The 14116-nt window shown below is 73.6% G+C and carries 12 protein-coding genes; 3 read left to right on the top strand and 9 right to left on the bottom strand.

Annotated elements, in window-relative coordinates:
* Positions 1 to 3: 3 nt before the first annotated feature.
* Together ABZW32_RS13770 and ABZW32_RS13765 are read right to left on the bottom strand one after the other, a co-directional pair.
* Entirely contained in the window at positions 4 to 1062 is a 1059-nt protein-coding gene (locus ABZW32_RS13770; RefSeq protein WP_356215097.1) for a C40 family peptidase, read from the bottom strand.
* A 119-nt stretch (positions 1063 to 1181) separates the two neighbouring features.
* Entirely contained in the window at positions 1182 to 1538 is a 357-nt protein-coding gene (locus ABZW32_RS13765; protein WP_356215095.1) for a hypothetical protein, read from the bottom strand.
* 123 nt (positions 1539 to 1661) lie between these two features.
* On the opposite strand from ABZW32_RS13765, the gene ABZW32_RS13760 reads away from it, so the two are divergent.
* On the top strand, positions 1662 to 1976 hold the full coding sequence (locus ABZW32_RS13760; RefSeq protein ID WP_356215093.1) for a helix-turn-helix domain-containing protein: 315 nt from the start codon (positions 1662 to 1664) through the stop codon (positions 1974 to 1976).
* A gap of 69 nt (positions 1977 to 2045) precedes the next feature.
* Here the strand turns inward: ABZW32_RS13760 and ABZW32_RS13755 are convergent, their stop codons facing one another.
* Positions 2046 to 2954, bottom strand: coding sequence for a hypothetical protein (locus tag ABZW32_RS13755; RefSeq protein ID WP_356215091.1), 909 nt, complete (start codon positions 2952 to 2954; stop codon positions 2046 to 2048).
* A gap of 264 nt (positions 2955 to 3218) precedes the next feature.
* On the opposite strand from ABZW32_RS13755, the gene pcrA reads away from it, so the two are divergent.
* Positions 3219 to 5711, top strand: a complete 2493-nt coding sequence (gene pcrA / locus ABZW32_RS13750) for a DNA helicase PcrA (protein WP_356215089.1) — start codon at positions 3219 to 3221, stop codon at positions 5709 to 5711.
* Positions 5712 to 5750: 39 nt separating this feature from the next.
* Here pcrA and ABZW32_RS13745 read toward each other — a convergent pair whose 3' ends face one another.
* The 3 genes from ABZW32_RS13745 to ABZW32_RS13735 all read right to left on the bottom strand — a co-directional run bounded on the left by ABZW32_RS13745 (position 5751) and on the right by ABZW32_RS13735 (position 8731).
* Positions 5751 to 7250, bottom strand: a complete 1500-nt coding sequence (locus tag ABZW32_RS13745) for a M23 family metallopeptidase (RefSeq protein WP_356215087.1) — start codon at positions 7248 to 7250, stop codon at positions 5751 to 5753.
* Between the two features lie 254 nt (positions 7251 to 7504).
* Complete coding sequence (locus tag ABZW32_RS13740) at positions 7505 to 7876, bottom strand: hypothetical protein (RefSeq protein ID WP_356215085.1); 372 nt, start codon at positions 7874 to 7876, stop codon at positions 7505 to 7507.
* Between the two features lie 33 nt (positions 7877 to 7909).
* Positions 7910 to 8731: an alpha/beta fold hydrolase gene (locus ABZW32_RS13735; RefSeq protein WP_356215083.1), complete on the bottom strand. Its 822-nt coding sequence runs from the start codon at positions 8729 to 8731 to the stop codon at positions 7910 to 7912.
* A 209-nt stretch (positions 8732 to 8940) separates the two neighbouring features.
* On the opposite strand from ABZW32_RS13735, the gene ABZW32_RS13730 reads away from it, so the two are divergent.
* The gene (locus ABZW32_RS13730) at positions 8941 to 9345 is read left to right on the top strand and encodes a cobalamin B12-binding domain-containing protein (protein WP_266841249.1); all 405 of its coding nucleotides are present in this window, start codon (positions 8941 to 8943) and stop codon (positions 9343 to 9345) included.
* A gap of 9 nt (positions 9346 to 9354) precedes the next feature.
* On the opposite strand, the gene ABZW32_RS13725 is transcribed toward ABZW32_RS13730, so the two are convergent.
* The 3 genes from ABZW32_RS13725 to ABZW32_RS13715 form a co-directional block, all read right to left on the bottom strand.
* Positions 9355 to 10818, bottom strand: coding sequence for an oxidoreductase (locus ABZW32_RS13725; protein WP_356215081.1), 1464 nt, complete (start codon positions 10816 to 10818; stop codon positions 9355 to 9357).
* A 35-nt stretch (positions 10819 to 10853) separates the two neighbouring features.
* Positions 10854 to 12383 carry a DUF5691 domain-containing protein gene (locus ABZW32_RS13720; protein ID WP_356215171.1) on the bottom strand — a complete coding sequence of 510 codons (1530 nt, stop codon included), beginning with the start codon at positions 12381 to 12383 and terminating at the stop codon, positions 10854 to 10856.
* A gap of 369 nt (positions 12384 to 12752) precedes the next feature.
* On the bottom strand, positions 12753 to 14087 hold the full coding sequence (locus ABZW32_RS13715; RefSeq protein ID WP_356215079.1) for an SWIM zinc finger family protein: 1335 nt from the start codon (positions 14085 to 14087) through the stop codon (positions 12753 to 12755).
* Between the last annotated feature and the right edge of the window lie 29 nt (positions 14088 to 14116).

Below are 14116 nucleotides of genomic sequence, written 5' to 3'. Positions count from 1 at the left end.
CCGCTACGCCGGGCGGGAGGCGCCCGCCCACGGCATCGAGTCCACCGGGGCGAGGCGGACCGTCGAGCCGGGGCGCGGGGCGTGGACCATCTGGCCGTTGCCGACGTACATGCCGACGTGGGTGACGCCGGAGTAGAAGAAGACCAGGTCACCGGGGGCGAGCTGGTCCCGGGTGACGCGCTGTCCGGCGTTGATCTGGGTGTAGGTGGTCCGGGGCAGGGAGACCCCGGCCGACTTCCAGGCCGCCTGGGTCAGGCCCGAGCAGTCGTAGGAGCCGGGTCCGGTCGCGCCCCACACGTACGGCTTGCCGATCGCCGCGTACGCGAAGGCCACCGCCCGTGCGGCGCGCGAGCCGTCGGAGGGGGCCGGCGGGGCGGGGGTCCGGGCGCCGGGGACGCCGGCCGGCGCGGGGGCGGCGCCGCCCCCGGACAGGGCTTCGTAGGCGGCCCGTTCCTCGGCGGTGAGCCGGGCCAGGAGGCGCTGCGCGGTGGCGAGCCTGTCCTCGATGAGGGCCTTCTGCCCGGCCAGCTCGGCCTGCCGGGCCCGCAGGTCCGCGAGCTGCCCGGAGGCCTTGTCGCGCAGCCGCCCGGCCTCGTCGAGGCCGCGCCGTACGGAGGCCACGTCGGCGGCGGTGCGGTCGCCGGCGCGGGTCAGGAGGGAGGCCCGCTCCAGGTAGTCCTGCGGGTCGGTGGCCATCGCCAGCTGGAGGGCCGGGCCGAGGCCGCCGCTGCGGTACTGGGTCGCGGCCACCGCGCCGAGCGAGCGACGGGCGGTGTTGAGCCGGTCCTCCTTGCGGGCGGCCTCGTCGCGCAGGCCGGTCAGCGCGCGCTCGGCCTCGTCGGCCTTCACCTTCGCCCCGTTGTACCGCTCCGTCGCCGCCTCGGCGTCCCCGTAGAGCCGGTCGACCTCCGCCTTGACCTGGGCGGGGGTGGGCCGGGGGTCGGCGTGCGAGGTGCCTTCGAAGGCGGTGGCGGTGGCAGCGCCCGCGAGGGCGAGGGTGGCGGCGGTCCGTACGGTGCCGCCGGAGAGCGGGCGCTGCCGGGGCTTTCGATGACTGGCCACGGGGGCCTCACGTCCTTCCGTCGGTCTTGGGGGAGGACGCTAAACCCGGAGGTCACGGGGCGATGACGAGTTGCCCCGAACTGGCCGTCTCCGACCGCGGATGACCGGGAAGGGGCGGGTCAGTGCCAGAGGACGGCGATAAAGATGTTGGCGACGGTCAGTCCGCCGACCGCGGCGAAGAGGCCCTTCTCCGCGCGCTCCTCGTCGCGCTTGACGTAGACGATCGCCAGGATCACGAAGAGGACCGCGAGCTTCACGCCGATCTTGACGTGGTTCAGGGGGGCGCCGTCGCCCATCTCGCGGAAGCCCACCAACAGGACGCCGGTTATGAGCATGGTCAGCGCGCCGTGCAGCATCGCGGGCACGAAGCGGGCGGTGCCGGCGCCCATGGCCTTCATCTGGGTGAGGAAACCACCGAGGAGGGAGGCGATGCCGATGATGTGCAGGCCGACGAAGGCGTTGGTGAGGACAGTCATGCCGACGAGCGTACGGGGCGGCCCCGGAGCCCCCGACGGCGGTGTTCGGGCGACGACCGGGGGCCCGTGGCGGCGGTGTCCGGGCGGGGCCGGTCCCGTGGCGGACCTGCGTAGGGTGGTCCCATGCCGCCCGCCCCCGCCGCCGAGCCGACCCATCCCGCCGCCGACCGGATCGAGCTGGCCGCGGTCCTCGCGGCGCTGGGCCACCCCGCCCGGCTGGAGATCGTCCGCAGGCTGGCCGCCGGCGAGGAGTCCTGCTGCGGGGACGTGGTCCCCGACCTGCCGCGCTCCAGCGTCACCCACCACATCAGGACCCTGCGCGAGAGCGGCGTGATCCTCCAGCACCCGCGCGGGCGCAAGCACCTGCTCGCCCTGCGCCGCACGGACCTCGACGCGCGCTTCCCCGGCCTGCTGGACGTCGTACTGCGGGCCGGCTAGCCGCTCCCGGGGCCCCCGGCCGGTGCCGGGGTCCCGGGCGGGCGGTCGTGCGGTCGTGCGGGGTGGCCGTCAGTTCAGGCACTGCGGTACTGCGGGCGAGCTGGTGACGCAGTTGTTCGGGGTGTTGTGCGCGATGACGCTCGCGGTCGAGGTGACCGTGCCGGTGTTGTTGTAGACGCCGCCGGCGGTCGTGGTGGCCCGGTTCCCGGTGACGATGGTGCGGGTGAGGGTGGTGGACGCCGCAGCCGAGCCGAAGTTCGCGATGCCGCCGCCGATGCCGGTCGGGCCGTTGGCGGCGTTGCCGTTCAGTACGCTCTGGGTGATCTGGAGCGTGCCGTCGTTGGCCACCCCGCCACCCCGCTCCGCGGCGGTGTTGTCGCTGATGGTGCTCTGGTTGATGACCATGGTCCCGTCGTTGGCGAGGCCGCCGCCGTTGTGGAGCGCGGTGTTCTTCGTGATGAGGCTGCCCACGACCGTCGTCGTGGCACCGCTGTTGTTGCCGATGCCGCCGGAGAACTGCGCGCGGTTGTTCTTGATGATCGACTGGCTCACCCGGAGGGTGCCGTCGTTGCGGATGCCGCCGCCGAAGTCGCCGCTCGCGGTGGCGGCGCCGTTGCTGATGATGATGTTGCGGATGTCGAGGTTCCCGGTGTTGTTCACCCGCAGGATCCCGAAGTCGGGCGCCGTGGCGGACCGGGTGATCGTGGCGACGCGGCCGTCGATGACGACGTTCGCGCTGATCGTGGGCAGCGGCGCGGTCAGGGTGTACGTACAGCCCGGGAACAGGACGAGGGTGCCCCCGCCGCTGTTGGCCGTGGTGATCGCGCTGTTCAGGGCCGCCTCGCTGCAGGCGACCGGGATCGGGGCGGCGCTGGCGGGGGCGACGACCGTGCCGACGAGCGCGGCGGCGCCGAGGGCGGGCAGGAGCGCACGGGCGGCGAGGGGGACACGGCCGGCGGATCGGCGTGCTGCGTTCACGGTGGATCTCCTTCGGGAAGGCGGGAAGGGCGGGGACCTCGCAGTGGTCCCCGGCGACCCGCGGCGGACTAACGCCCCCGATCACCTCCCGCCCGTACGGCGCACCCGCCACGCCGCGCGGGGAAGTACCCGTGCACCCGGGTGGCCGAAGGCGCGCACGGGCGCCCTCCGGCCCGGCGGAGCCGTCGCGCTCCCGTACGGATTCCGACCGATTTTCCGGGGGCGGGACCGGCTGTCGGTCCCGGCCTCTAAACTCGGAAGGCGATGAGCAGCCTCTTTGACGACAGTTTCCTGGCGGACCTCAGCCCCTCCGACGAGGTGCCGCCCCCGCCCGAGGACCACCCCGCCCCGGAGCCGGGCGCGGACGATCTCTTCGGGGGCCGGTTCGACCTGCCCATGAGCGGGGACGCGTACTACCGGGACGGCGCCCCCCGGCCCGTCATCGACCCGGCGACGCTCCTGGACGGGCTGAACACCGAGCAGGCCGCCGCCGTGGTGCACGCGGGCTCGCCGCTGCTCATCGTGGCCGGCGCCGGTTCCGGCAAGACCCGGGTGCTGACCCACCGCATCGGCCACCTGCTGTCCGCGCGGAACGTCCACCCCGGCCAGATCCTGGCGATCACCTTCACCAACAAGGCCGCCGGCGAGATGAAGGAGCGCGTCGAGGGCCTCGTCGGCCCGCGCGCCAACGCCATGTGGGTCTCGACCTTCCACAGCGCGTGCGTGCGGATCCTGCGCCGCGAGTCGAAGCGGCTCGGCTTCACCTCCTCGTTCTCGATCTACGACGCGGCCGACTCGAAGCGCCTGATGGCGCTCGTCTGCCGCGACCTGGACCTGGACCCGAAGAAGTTCCCGCCGAAGTCCTTCAACGCCAAGATCTCGAACCTCAAGAACGAGCTGATCGACGAGGACGCCTTCGCGGCGCAGGCGGCCGACGGCTTCGAGAAGACCCTGGCCCAGGCGTACGCGATGTACCAGGGCCGGCTGCGCGAGGCCAACGCCCTCGACTTCGACGACATCATCATGACCACCGTCCACCTGCTCCAGGCCTTCCCGGACGTCGCCGAGCACTACCGGCGCCGCTTCCGCCACGTGCTGGTCGACGAGTACCAGGACACCAACCACGCCCAGTACACCCTCGTGCGCGAGCTCGTCGGCCCCGGCTACCCGGACCTGCCGCCCGCCGAACTGTGCGTGGTGGGCGACGCCGACCAGTCGATCTACGCCTTCCGCGGCGCGACGATCCGCAACATCCTCCAGTTCGAGGAGGACTACAAGGACGCGACCACGATCCTGCTGGAGCAGAACTACCGCTCCACGCAGACGATCCTGTCCGCCGCCAACGCGGTCATCGAGCGCAACGAGAACCGCCGCGCGAAGAACCTGTGGACCCAGGCCGGCTCCGGCTCGGTGATCACCGGCTACGTCGCGGACACCGAGCACGACGAGGCCCAGTTCGTCGCCGACGAGATCGACCGGCTCACCGACGCCGGCGACGCCAAGGCCGGCGACGTGGCGATCTTCTACCGGACCAACGCGCAGTCGCGCGTGTTCGAGGAGATCTTCATCCGGGTCGGACTGCCCTACAAGGTCGTCGGCGGCGTCCGCTTCTACGAGCGCAAGGAGGTCCGGGACGTCCTGGCCTACCTGCGCGTCCTGGCGAACCCCGAGGACAACGTCCCGCTCCGGCGCATCCTGAACGTGCCCAAGCGCGGCATCGGCGAGCGCGCCGAGGCGATGGTCGACGCGCTCGCGCTGCGCGAGAAGATCACCTTCCCGCAGGCCCTGCGCCGCGTGGACGAGGCCTTCGGCATGGCCGCCCGCTCCACCAACGCCGTCAAGCGGTTCAACGTGCTGATGGAGGAGCTGCGGACCATCGTCGACTCCGGCGCCGGCCCGGCCGTGGTGCTGGAGGCGGTCCTGGAGCGCACGGGGTACCTCGCCGAACTCCAGGCCTCGACCGACCCGCAGGACGAGACGCGCATCGAGAACCTCCAGGAACTCGCCGCCGTGGCCCTGGAGTTCGAGCAGGCCCGGGACGAGTCCAACCCGGGGACCCTCGCCGAGTTCCTGGAACAGGTCGCGCTCGTCGCCGACTCCGACCAGATCCCCGACGAGGACGAGGACGGCAGTGGCGTCATCACGCTGATGACCCTGCACACCGCCAAGGGCCTGGAGTTCCCGGTGGTCTTCCTGACGGGCATGGAGGACGGGGTCTTCCCGCACATGCGCGCGCTCGGGCAGACCAAGGAACTGGAGGAGGAGCGCCGCCTCGCCTACGTCGGCATCACCCGTGCCCGCGAGCGGCTGTACCTGACCCGCTCCAGCATGCGCAGCGCCTGGGGCACCCCCTCGTACAACCCGCCCTCGCGGTTCCTGGAGGAGATCCCGGCCGAGTACCTCCAGTGGAAGCGGACGGGTGCCTCGCAGAAGCCGGCGGGACCGGTGCGCGGCTCCGGGTACGGCTCGTCCGGGTCCTCGTCGTCCGGCGGCAGGTCCTCGTTCGGGACCTCGCCCGAGGCGTTCCTGTCCTCGTCGCGTACGAAGTCGGGCCCGTCCGGATTCGCCACGCGCCGCGCCGCCGACAAGCCGGTCATCGCGCTGGCCGTCGGGGACCGGGTCACGCACGACCAGTTCGGGCTGGGCACCGTCATGGAGGTCAGGGGAGCCGGCGCGGACGCGCAGGCCACCATCGACTTCGGGGACGCCAAGCCGAAGCGGCTGCTGCTGCGCTACGCGCCGGTCCAGAAGCTGTAGCGGGGGCGGCCGTTCGGCCCGGCCGGGTCCGGCGTGACGTTACGTCGGGTCCAGGCCGTGGCTGCGCAGCCACGACGTGGGGTCGATCGCGGCGCCTGCGCCGGGCCGTACCTCGAAGTGGAGGTGCGGGCCGGTGGAGTTGCCCGAGTTGCCGGAGTACGCGATGACATCACCGGCCTGCACCTTGCCGGACCGGATCTTGGTGCTGCTGAGGTGGCAGTACCAGGTCTCGGTGCCGTCGGGCGAGGTCACTATGGCCATGTTCCCGTAGGCGCTGTTCCACTGGGTGCGCACGGTGCCGTCGGTGGCGGCCATGACCGGGGTTCCGTAGGAGACCGGGAAGTCGATGCCGGTGTGCACCGACATCCACATGCCGCCGGCCTGTCCGAACCCGGCGCTCAGGCCGTGCTGGGAGACCGGGATCGCGAACTTGGGGCGGGCCGCCTCCTTGGCCGCCGCCTCCTCGGCCCGCTTCTTCTTCTCGTCTTCCTGGCGCTGCTTGAGGTCGATGCGCTCCTGGGTGCGGCTCGCGCGGTCCGCGAAGTCGCCCGCGTCGGCGCTGAGTGCGACCAGCTGCGTGTCGAGCTTGTTGTTCGCCGCGACCGGCTTCACCGACGCGGGGTCGGCGGCGGCCATGGTGGTCGGTTCCTGGGCCGGCTTGTCGGCGCCGGTGAGTCCGCCGACGGAGGCGGCGGCGACTCCCGCGACCCCCATCACACAGACGGAGGGGACGGCCACGGTCAGCAGCGCGGACCGCTTGGCGGGCGAGCGGCGGCGGTTGCCGGCGTGCGCTTCCCCGTCACCGCCCTTGGCCTTGCCCCTGCCGTTCTTGGCGCTCTTGGCGTTGTTCTTGGCGGCGTTCCTGCCGGTGGCGCGGCGCGCCGCGCGCGGTTCGGCGGGGGTGACGGGCATGGCCTGCGTGGGCAGGTCGTGCACGACGTCCGTGAACTCGGGCTCCTCCTCCTCGACCGTGAAGGCGAGGGGCTCGAAGACGGAGGTCTCGTCGTCGGCGTAGTGATCGCCGTAGGGGTCGGTCCCGTCGTAAGGATCCGTTCCGGTTCCGGCGTCGTGTGCGGGGACGGCCGGGACGACGGTCGTGGCGTCGTAGCCGGCGTAGGCGTCGGCGGCGGCCGGGTCCGTGCCGCCGCCGTTCCAGGCGGTGGCGTCGTAGGTGCCGGTGTCCTGCCCGTAGCCCGGGAGGGTCCAATGTCCGCTCTGGTCCACGCCGGTGGGGTCGTAGGCGAAGGGCGCGGGCGTCGACGCGTAGTCGGTGGCCGGTGCGCTCCAGGCGCCGGTGTCCGCTGCCCAGCCGCCGGTTCCGGTCGTGTCCCCGGGGACGCCCTGGGAGGGGACGCCGACGAGGTGGTCCTCCTGCGGGGCCCAGGCGGAGGTGTCGTAGGAGCCGGTGTTCGCGGACGCGTCGTAGGCGCCGCCGATGCCGTAGTCCGTGACGTACTGGTAGCCCTGACCCTGCGTTTCGTAGGAAACGTATGCCTGGTCACCAGCGAAAGTGGTGGTGGAAAGGCCGTCGTATCCCATTTCGGGATACTGGCCCGACGTCGGGCGGTCGTTCACCAACTTCTCTTTCGCCTCGGCAGTGGGGGGCCTGGGTGGCCGGGAACTCGAAGTTCACCGGAGGAGAGCAGTGGCGTGACTGTACCCGGCGGTTACTCGCCACGACAATCTTCAGCGGGTTCCGGTCTCGGGGGAACCGGGCATTCGGCGGCCTTTCGGTCGCCGGATCGCCGAGCCTTGGCCTTGAGTTCGAAATCCGTTCGAGTTCCGTTCGTCCGTCAGGCGGTGTCGGACGAGGCCAGCGCCAGGAGCAGGGCGAACGGCACGGGTATGAGCGCGGCCGACCCCAGCCAGACCCGCCGCCGCTCCTTCGGGGGCAGGACGGCGTCGATGACGAGGACCGCGCCGATCAGCAGCACACCGGTCACGACCAGCAGGAACAGAACGGCCGTGGACTGGTCGAGGGTGGTGTAGTCGCAGTTGCGCAGGTTCGGATCGGCGAGGTCGTCCGTGCTGTGGCAGTCCATGGGCAGGTACTCGGTCACCACCCACCACAGGAGGTGGAAGGGGACGATCGCGGGCACGCCGAGCGCCAGGTTCGCCAGACCCGCCGCCCACAGTCCGCGGCGCGGCGCGCTGTCGGTGCCCATGCGTCCTCCCCGGTGTGCGGACCCCTCGGAGGCTCAGATGGCCCGGCTCTCCCCGTCGGTTCCCGTGGGGCGGAGGTTTTCGGTGGGGCGGACGGCGCCGTCGGTGGCGCGGACCGGGCCGTCGAGCGCGCGGCGGACGGCGGTGATGACGGCCGGGTGGACCGGCAGCGCGAGGTGCCCGATACCCGTGACCTGGATGTTCGTCGCGTCCAGGTCCGGGTGCTCGATCCGAGCCGTGCCGGTGGGCGCCATCAGCGCGTCGAACTCGCTCCAGAACGCCACGCAGCGGGTCCGGCAGCCGGGCACGGGCGCGCGCAGCTCCGCCATCACCTCGGAATCCGGACGCATCTGGCGGACCAGCGGGTGCGCGTCCATGAAGGGGGCCACGCGGGTCCCCTCGTGCGGGGTGCCCAGGGTGACCAGGGTGCGCACGCGCGCGTCCCCGCCGAGCCGCTGGACGTAGTACCGGCCGACCAGTCCGCCGAGACTGTGGCCGACGAGGTCCACCCGCTCCTGCCCGCTGCGCTCGCACAGCTCCTCCACGCGGCGGGCCAGGTGGCGGGCGGTGACGCGCAGATCGCGGGTGAAGGGGGAGTAGTTGTACGTCTCCACGCGGCGCCGGCCGCCCGCGCCGAGGGCGCGGCGCAGCAGGACGAACACGGAGCGGTTGTCGGTGAAGCCGTGCAGGAGCAGCACGGGCGGGAGCGCCGCGGGGCCCTCGGCCGGCGGGTCCTCCGACCGCACCCCGGTGGGGTAGAGGAGCAGGTGCCCGGCGAGCACCACCGCCTCCAGCAGCGCGGCCCGCAGTGCGGCACCCGTTCGCGGTACGGGCGGCGGCGCGGTCATCAGCCCCATGGACGGCCTCCCCTGGACCTCTTGGGTGCGGGGCCGTGCCGCCGACACGGCCCCGTCACCGTGCCGCGCGGCTGTCGGCACGGTGACGGGGCGACCGGGCGGTGGTGAATCAGCGGCGTCCCACGTGTGATTTCCCCCTCGTGGTTGACCGTGAAACGGCGGCGTGCGCAATGCTGTACTTAACGTTCGTTCACTCGGGAGGCAGTGCGATGGGTGTGACCGGTCCGATCCGTGTGGTGGTGGCCAAGCCGGGTCTCGACGGCCACGACCGCGGCGCCAAGGTGATCGCGCGGGCGCTGCGGGACGCCGGCATGGAGGTCATCTACACCGGCCTCCACCAGACTCCCGAGCAGATCGTGGACACCGCGATCCAGGAGGACGCGGACGCCATCGGCCTCTCGATCCTCTCCGGGGCGCACAACACGCTGTTCGTGCGCGTGCTCGAACTCCTCAAGGAGCGCGACGCCGAGGACATCAAGGTCTTCGGCGGCGGGATCATCCCCGAGGACGACATCGCCCCGCTCAAGGCCAAGGGCGTGGCGGAGATCTTCACCCCGGGTGCCACGACCACCGCCATCGTGGACTGGGTCAACGCGAACGTCCGCCAGGCGTAATCCGTCCGCTCAGTTCTTGCTGAGCGTCCGGGTCACTCCCGCGACGGCCGCCGTCGTCAGCAGCCAGCCCGCCGCGATCAGCGCGTACGCCACCCATTGGACGGCCGGGGCCGTCCAGTACCAGGCCGAGCGCTGACCCAGGTTGCCGATGGGCACGAGCAGGTCGAGGGAGTAGACGAGCGCGCTGAACCGGGGCCCCTGCCCGCTCTGGACGGGGGTCGGCGTCGCACTGCCGAACACCGCGGTGCCGAGCGCCGTGAGGGCTGCCAGCCAGACCCCGGCCAGCCACGGGCGGTACCCGAAGCCGACGGTGACGTCCAGGACGTGGCTCCAGAGGCGGGCGGCCGGGTTCATCGCCCGCCGCCGGTGGCGCTGCTTGAACAGCAGGACCCGGCGGGCGTCGTCGTCGTGCCCCACCTTCCGGTACCAGGCGGCCAGCTGCTCGTACGGCTGCGGGGCGTAGCCCGGTTCGCGGCGTATCCACTCCACGCGCCGCCCCACCTCGTGCCGGTCGCCGCCGCCCGACGGGAGGGATCCGTAGGCGAACCCCTGGAGCAGTACCGTCGCGGGCCAGCTTCCGGGCCGGTCGCGCAGCGCCTCGACCCGGGCGTCCCGCAGGTCCACCGCCCCGGACGGCGGCTCGGCCGGAGTGAAGTCGAGGACGGCCGCGCGCATCCGGGAGCCGTCCACAGCGGTGTCCGTATCCTCCAGGACGGCGCCCTCGAAGGTCACCGAGCCGCTCACCTGCGCGCCCCGCAGGTTCACGGTGCCGTGCGCGGTGAACCCGTCCGAGAGGACCAGGGTGGAGGCGGTGGCGTTCTCCGCGCGCAGGGCGGTACCCGAGGGGTGGGGGTACAGGCGGGCCCCGGACAGGAACAGGCCCCCGGACAGCACGGCCCCCGGCAGGCAGACGCCTCCGTGCGCCGTGAACCCCTTGCAGGCCCAGAGGCCGCCGCCCATGTCGAGGCCGCCCGCGTCGAGTGCCCAGCCGCCGTCCGCCGTGATCTCCGCGCGCTCCAGGAACAGTTCGCCGGATATCCGGGCGTTGCGCAGGAGCAGCGCCCCGGCGAGGCGCGAGCGCTTCAGCTCGAGCCGGCCTTCGACCCGGGCCATACAGGCGTCGATGCCGCCCGCCAGCGTGCACCCGAGCAGGGAGACCGTACGGGTGGTGGCCCCGTAGAGGCTGAACTCCCCGTCCAGCCGGCAGTCCTCCAGCCGCAGGGCGTGGACGAGGTCCGCGCCGCTCAGGTCGAGCGGGCCGGTGATCCGGGCCCCCGACAGCCGCACGGCGGGTACCGACCCCGGTGGCCTGGGAGCCTCGCCCAGCAGCAGGGTCTTCAGTACGGAAGCCCGCACGGCCGGCTCCGGAACATCACCGCCCGGACCGGGCAGCCGCAGGTCGACGGGTCGTCCCTCGGGGAACGCGTCCCACACCAGGCGTTCGGCCGTGCTCAGTTCCTCGTATGCCACCATGCGCGCAACCTAACTCCCCCCGGGAAGAAGCGACATCAGGCGGGCGGCGGGGCCAGTTCTGCGAGCATCGCCGCGCGCAGGCGGAGGGTGGCCACCAGGCGCTGGAAGGCTTCCGACCAGTACGCGGCGGCGCCCGGGGAGGCGTCCTGCGGATCCTCCCCGACGGCGGTCAGGGCTTCCAGGCGGGGCGCCTCGGCGGGATCGAGGCAGCGTTCCGCCAGGCCCATCACCCCGCTGAAGCTCCACGGGTAGCTGCCCGCCTCGCGGGCCGCGTCCAGGGCGTCGACCACCGCCCGGCCCAGCGCCCCGGCCCAGGGGACCCGGCAGACGCCGAGCAGCTGGAAGGCCTCCGACAGACCGTGCGCCCGTACGAACTCCGCGACCCAGTCTGCGCGTTCCCCCTCGGGCAGGGTCTCCAGCAGCTTCGCCCGCTCTGCCAGCGAGGCGGTCCCCGGGCCCGCCGCGGGTGGTGCCGACGCCGGGCCGAGCAGGGCCTTCGACCACTGCGGATCCCGCTGGCGCACCGCCGCCCGGCACCAGGCCGCATGCAGCTCCTCCGCCCAGCCCCCCGGCACCGGCAGCGCCACGATCCCGGCCGGGTCGAGCCCCTCGAACCGCTCCGGCCAGCAGGACAGGGGAGCCGCCTCCACCAGCTGGCCCAGCCACCACGCCCGTTCCCCGCGTCCCGCGGGCGGCCGCTTGACCACCCCGTCGCGCAGCATCCCCGCATCGCACGCGGCGGGCGGTTCGACGGCGCCCGGGCCGACGCAGGCCAGCGCCCGTTCGGCCATCCGCGCGGCGAGCGACGAACCCGGCAGGGCGGAGAGCAGTTCGGCGGCGGTCGCCCGGACGTTGCGGCTGCGGTCGGCCAGTGCCGCTTCCAGGAACGGCTCGTCCGCCCCGGAGAGCCCGGTCCTGAGCGAGTCGAGGAACATCAGCCGGTCCTCCGCCCGTTCGGTGGGCCAGGTCGTGGTCAGCAGCCGGGTCGCGGCCGCCGCCTCGTGCGCCCGGACGATGCCGAGCAGGGCGACCCGTTCCGCGAACAGTCCCTCCTCCCAGAGCCGTTCCACCGCCGGGCCGTCCGCCGGGTCGGGCAGGCCCCCGCCGCCGCCCGCCGCCCCGCGCAGTGCGAACCGCCAGTCCGGATTCATCCGGGCCAGCCACAGCCCCCGGACCCCGGCCAGGGCCAGGGCCTGTGGGCGCAGGTCGGTCCGGGCCCGCGCCGCGTCCAGCAGCGCCGGGAGCAGTGCCTCCGGAGCGCGGTAGCCGTGCCGGCCGGCCGCGGCCAGCCACTGCGGGAGCAGCTCCGTCAGATCCGGGGCGGCCCCGCGCCGCCCGCTGCCGCCGGCCGCGGCAGTGCGGCCCGCCAGCAGCTGGGCGAGCCGCTGCCGGGCGGCCCGCGGCGGAGCCGGGCGCGGGTCCCGCGGTGCGGGCCGCGGTCGGTGCGCCGCCTCGGCGGGCCGCAGCCCGGCGCGGCGGCGCACCGTCCGTACGGCCGCCGCGCCGAGCAGCGCCCGCGGCGAGCCGCCCCGCCGCCCGGTGCCCAGCAGCGCGCTCGCGACCAGGTCCTCCCAGTCCCGCTCCCCGTCCCCGTCCCTGTCCCCGTCCGTCGCCGTCGTGGCGCCGGCCTGGTCGATGTCGTTCACCGGACCCCCCTCCCTCGTCTTCTCGCGTGTCCGTGTCCGTGTGTGTGCGTGTGTGTCCGGGCCCCGGTCCCGCCCCCTGTGCGGGACCGGGGCATGCGTCAGCTGGCGTGGTTGTCGTTCATCACAAAGCCCCCCGGCTTTCTCATCCCGTACGGCGGCGCCCCCGCGCCCCGTTCCGGGTACTCGACGTGCAGGGCGGATCCCGGTCGTTCCGGTCCCTTCCGGTACCGGCCCTTCCGGCCCCGATCCGCCGTTCCCCTCTTCCGCACGGCCCCCCCCGGGCCCCGGTCACCCCAGGGCGACCGGCTCCTCGGTGTGTGGATCCCAGGCCGTCAGCGGGGTGAAGCCGCGGTGGCCGCACTCGCCGAAGACCGTGACGGGGCCACCGCCCGAGAGGGCGGCGAGCTGCCACAGTCCGGACCGCGAGCGGCCCGGGGCGAGGTTCACCGGCAGCGCGGACGTCCCCTCCACGTCCGCGATCTGCCAGGTCCCGTCACCCGCTTCCCCCGGTATCGGGATCACCGGGCCCAGCACCACCGGCCAGGACTCCAGCCACGGGTCCTCCCGCAGCGCGGCCCCGTAGGCCTCCAGGGCCTCGCCGGTGCTCACCCCCGCGGGCACCCCGGGAGCCGCCGCCGTGACGGTGCGGTCCCCCAGGTCCCCCCGGAGCCCCGCCGAGCCGGGCCGGAAGCGGACTTCCGCCTCCAGTGCCAGTCCGACGGGCAGTGCCAGCTCCGGCGGCCGCCCGGGCGGGCCGAAGTCCAGCACCAGGGCCGGGCGCCCGCTCCCCAGCCCCCACAGCCATGTCCGGCGGGTGGTGAGCCGGCCGTCCGCGGACACCGAGTCGTACTGGGCCAGTACGAGCCAGTGGTCTCCGACGGCCTCCCCCTCCGCCGGCTGCGGCAGCCCCACCCGGCTGCGGACGGTCGCGGCCAGCGGCTCCGGCAGTCCCGAGACCCCCAGCCAGGCCCGGTCCAACAGGTGCAGCAGCGCGAACTCCTCAAGCATCCGGGCGGGCCAGCCGGCGCCGCAACCGGGTATTGCCCCCAACTCCCGCACCCGGGAGGCGAGTCCCGGCGCCTGGGCGTCGACCATCCGGGCCGCGGTCTCCTCCCAGCCCGCGTAGCCCGTCCGCTCCTGTCCGGCGAGCCCCTCGCCCACCACGTCCGCCAGCCTCCGCTCCAGCTCGGCGACCCCCGCCCCGACGCGCCCGGCCCGGCGCTCGGCCCGCTTGCGGGCCGCCTCGGCGTCCACCGGGCCGGCCGTCCGGCGCTCCGCCCGGGCCGCCCGCCCCGCGAGCCACTCCCCGGCCCACTCCGGAGCCGCGACCGGATCCCCCACCCCCGGGCCCGCCCGGAGCAGCAGCAGTCCCAGCGCGTGCTTGCACGGGAACTTCCGGCTCGGGCAGGAGCACTTGTACGCCGGTCCGGTGAGGTCCACGACCGTCCGGTACGGCGTACTTCCGCTGCCCTTGCACAACCCCCACACGGCACCGGAAGCGGAACCTCCGGTCTGCGACCACGAACCCTCCCCTCCAAGCTTCCCTCCCGCCTTGCGTGACGCATCGTCAGGTGCCAGAGCCAGTACCTGTTCCGCCGTCAGGCGGACCTGCTGCCCAGTCATGTGAACCACCGTAGAGACCCCCACTGACA

The sequence above is a fragment of the Streptomyces sp. NPDC004667 genome, from assembly GCF_040609475.1.
GTDB lineage: Bacteria > Actinomycetota > Actinomycetes > Streptomycetales > Streptomycetaceae > Streptomyces.
Note: the sequence above shows the minus strand (reverse complement) of the source record. Positions and strands in the feature narration are given on the sequence as shown.

What these genes read in the sequence shown, in the direction of transcription:
- ABZW32_RS13745 (WP_356215087.1), bottom strand. Translation starts at nt 7,250, where the DNA reads ATGGGATACGACGGCCTTTCCACCACCACTTTCGCTGGTGACCAGGCA.
- ABZW32_RS13735 (WP_356215083.1), bottom strand. Translation starts at nt 8,731, where the DNA reads ATGGGGCTGATGACCGCGCCGCCGCCCGTACCGCGAACGGGTGCCGCA.
- ABZW32_RS13725 (WP_356215081.1), bottom strand. Translation starts at nt 10,818, where the DNA reads ATGGTGGCATACGAGGAACTGAGCACGGCCGAACGCCTGGTGTGGGAC.
- ABZW32_RS13740 (WP_356215085.1), bottom strand. Translation starts at nt 7,876, where the DNA reads ATGGGCACCGACAGCGCGCCGCGCCGCGGACTGTGGGCGGCGGGTCTG.
- pcrA (WP_356215089.1), top strand. Translation starts at nt 3,219, where the DNA reads ATGAGCAGCCTCTTTGACGACAGTTTCCTGGCGGACCTCAGCCCCTCC.
- ABZW32_RS13730 (WP_266841249.1), top strand. Translation starts at nt 8,941, where the DNA reads ATGGGTGTGACCGGTCCGATCCGTGTGGTGGTGGCCAAGCCGGGTCTC.
- ABZW32_RS13765 (WP_356215095.1), bottom strand. Translation starts at nt 1,538, where the DNA reads ATGACTGTCCTCACCAACGCCTTCGTCGGCCTGCACATCATCGGCATC.
- ABZW32_RS13715 (WP_356215079.1), bottom strand. Translation starts at nt 14,087, where the DNA reads ATGACTGGGCAGCAGGTCCGCCTGACGGCGGAACAGGTACTGGCTCTG.
- ABZW32_RS13760 (WP_356215093.1), top strand. Translation starts at nt 1,662, where the DNA reads ATGCCGCCCGCCCCCGCCGCCGAGCCGACCCATCCCGCCGCCGACCGG.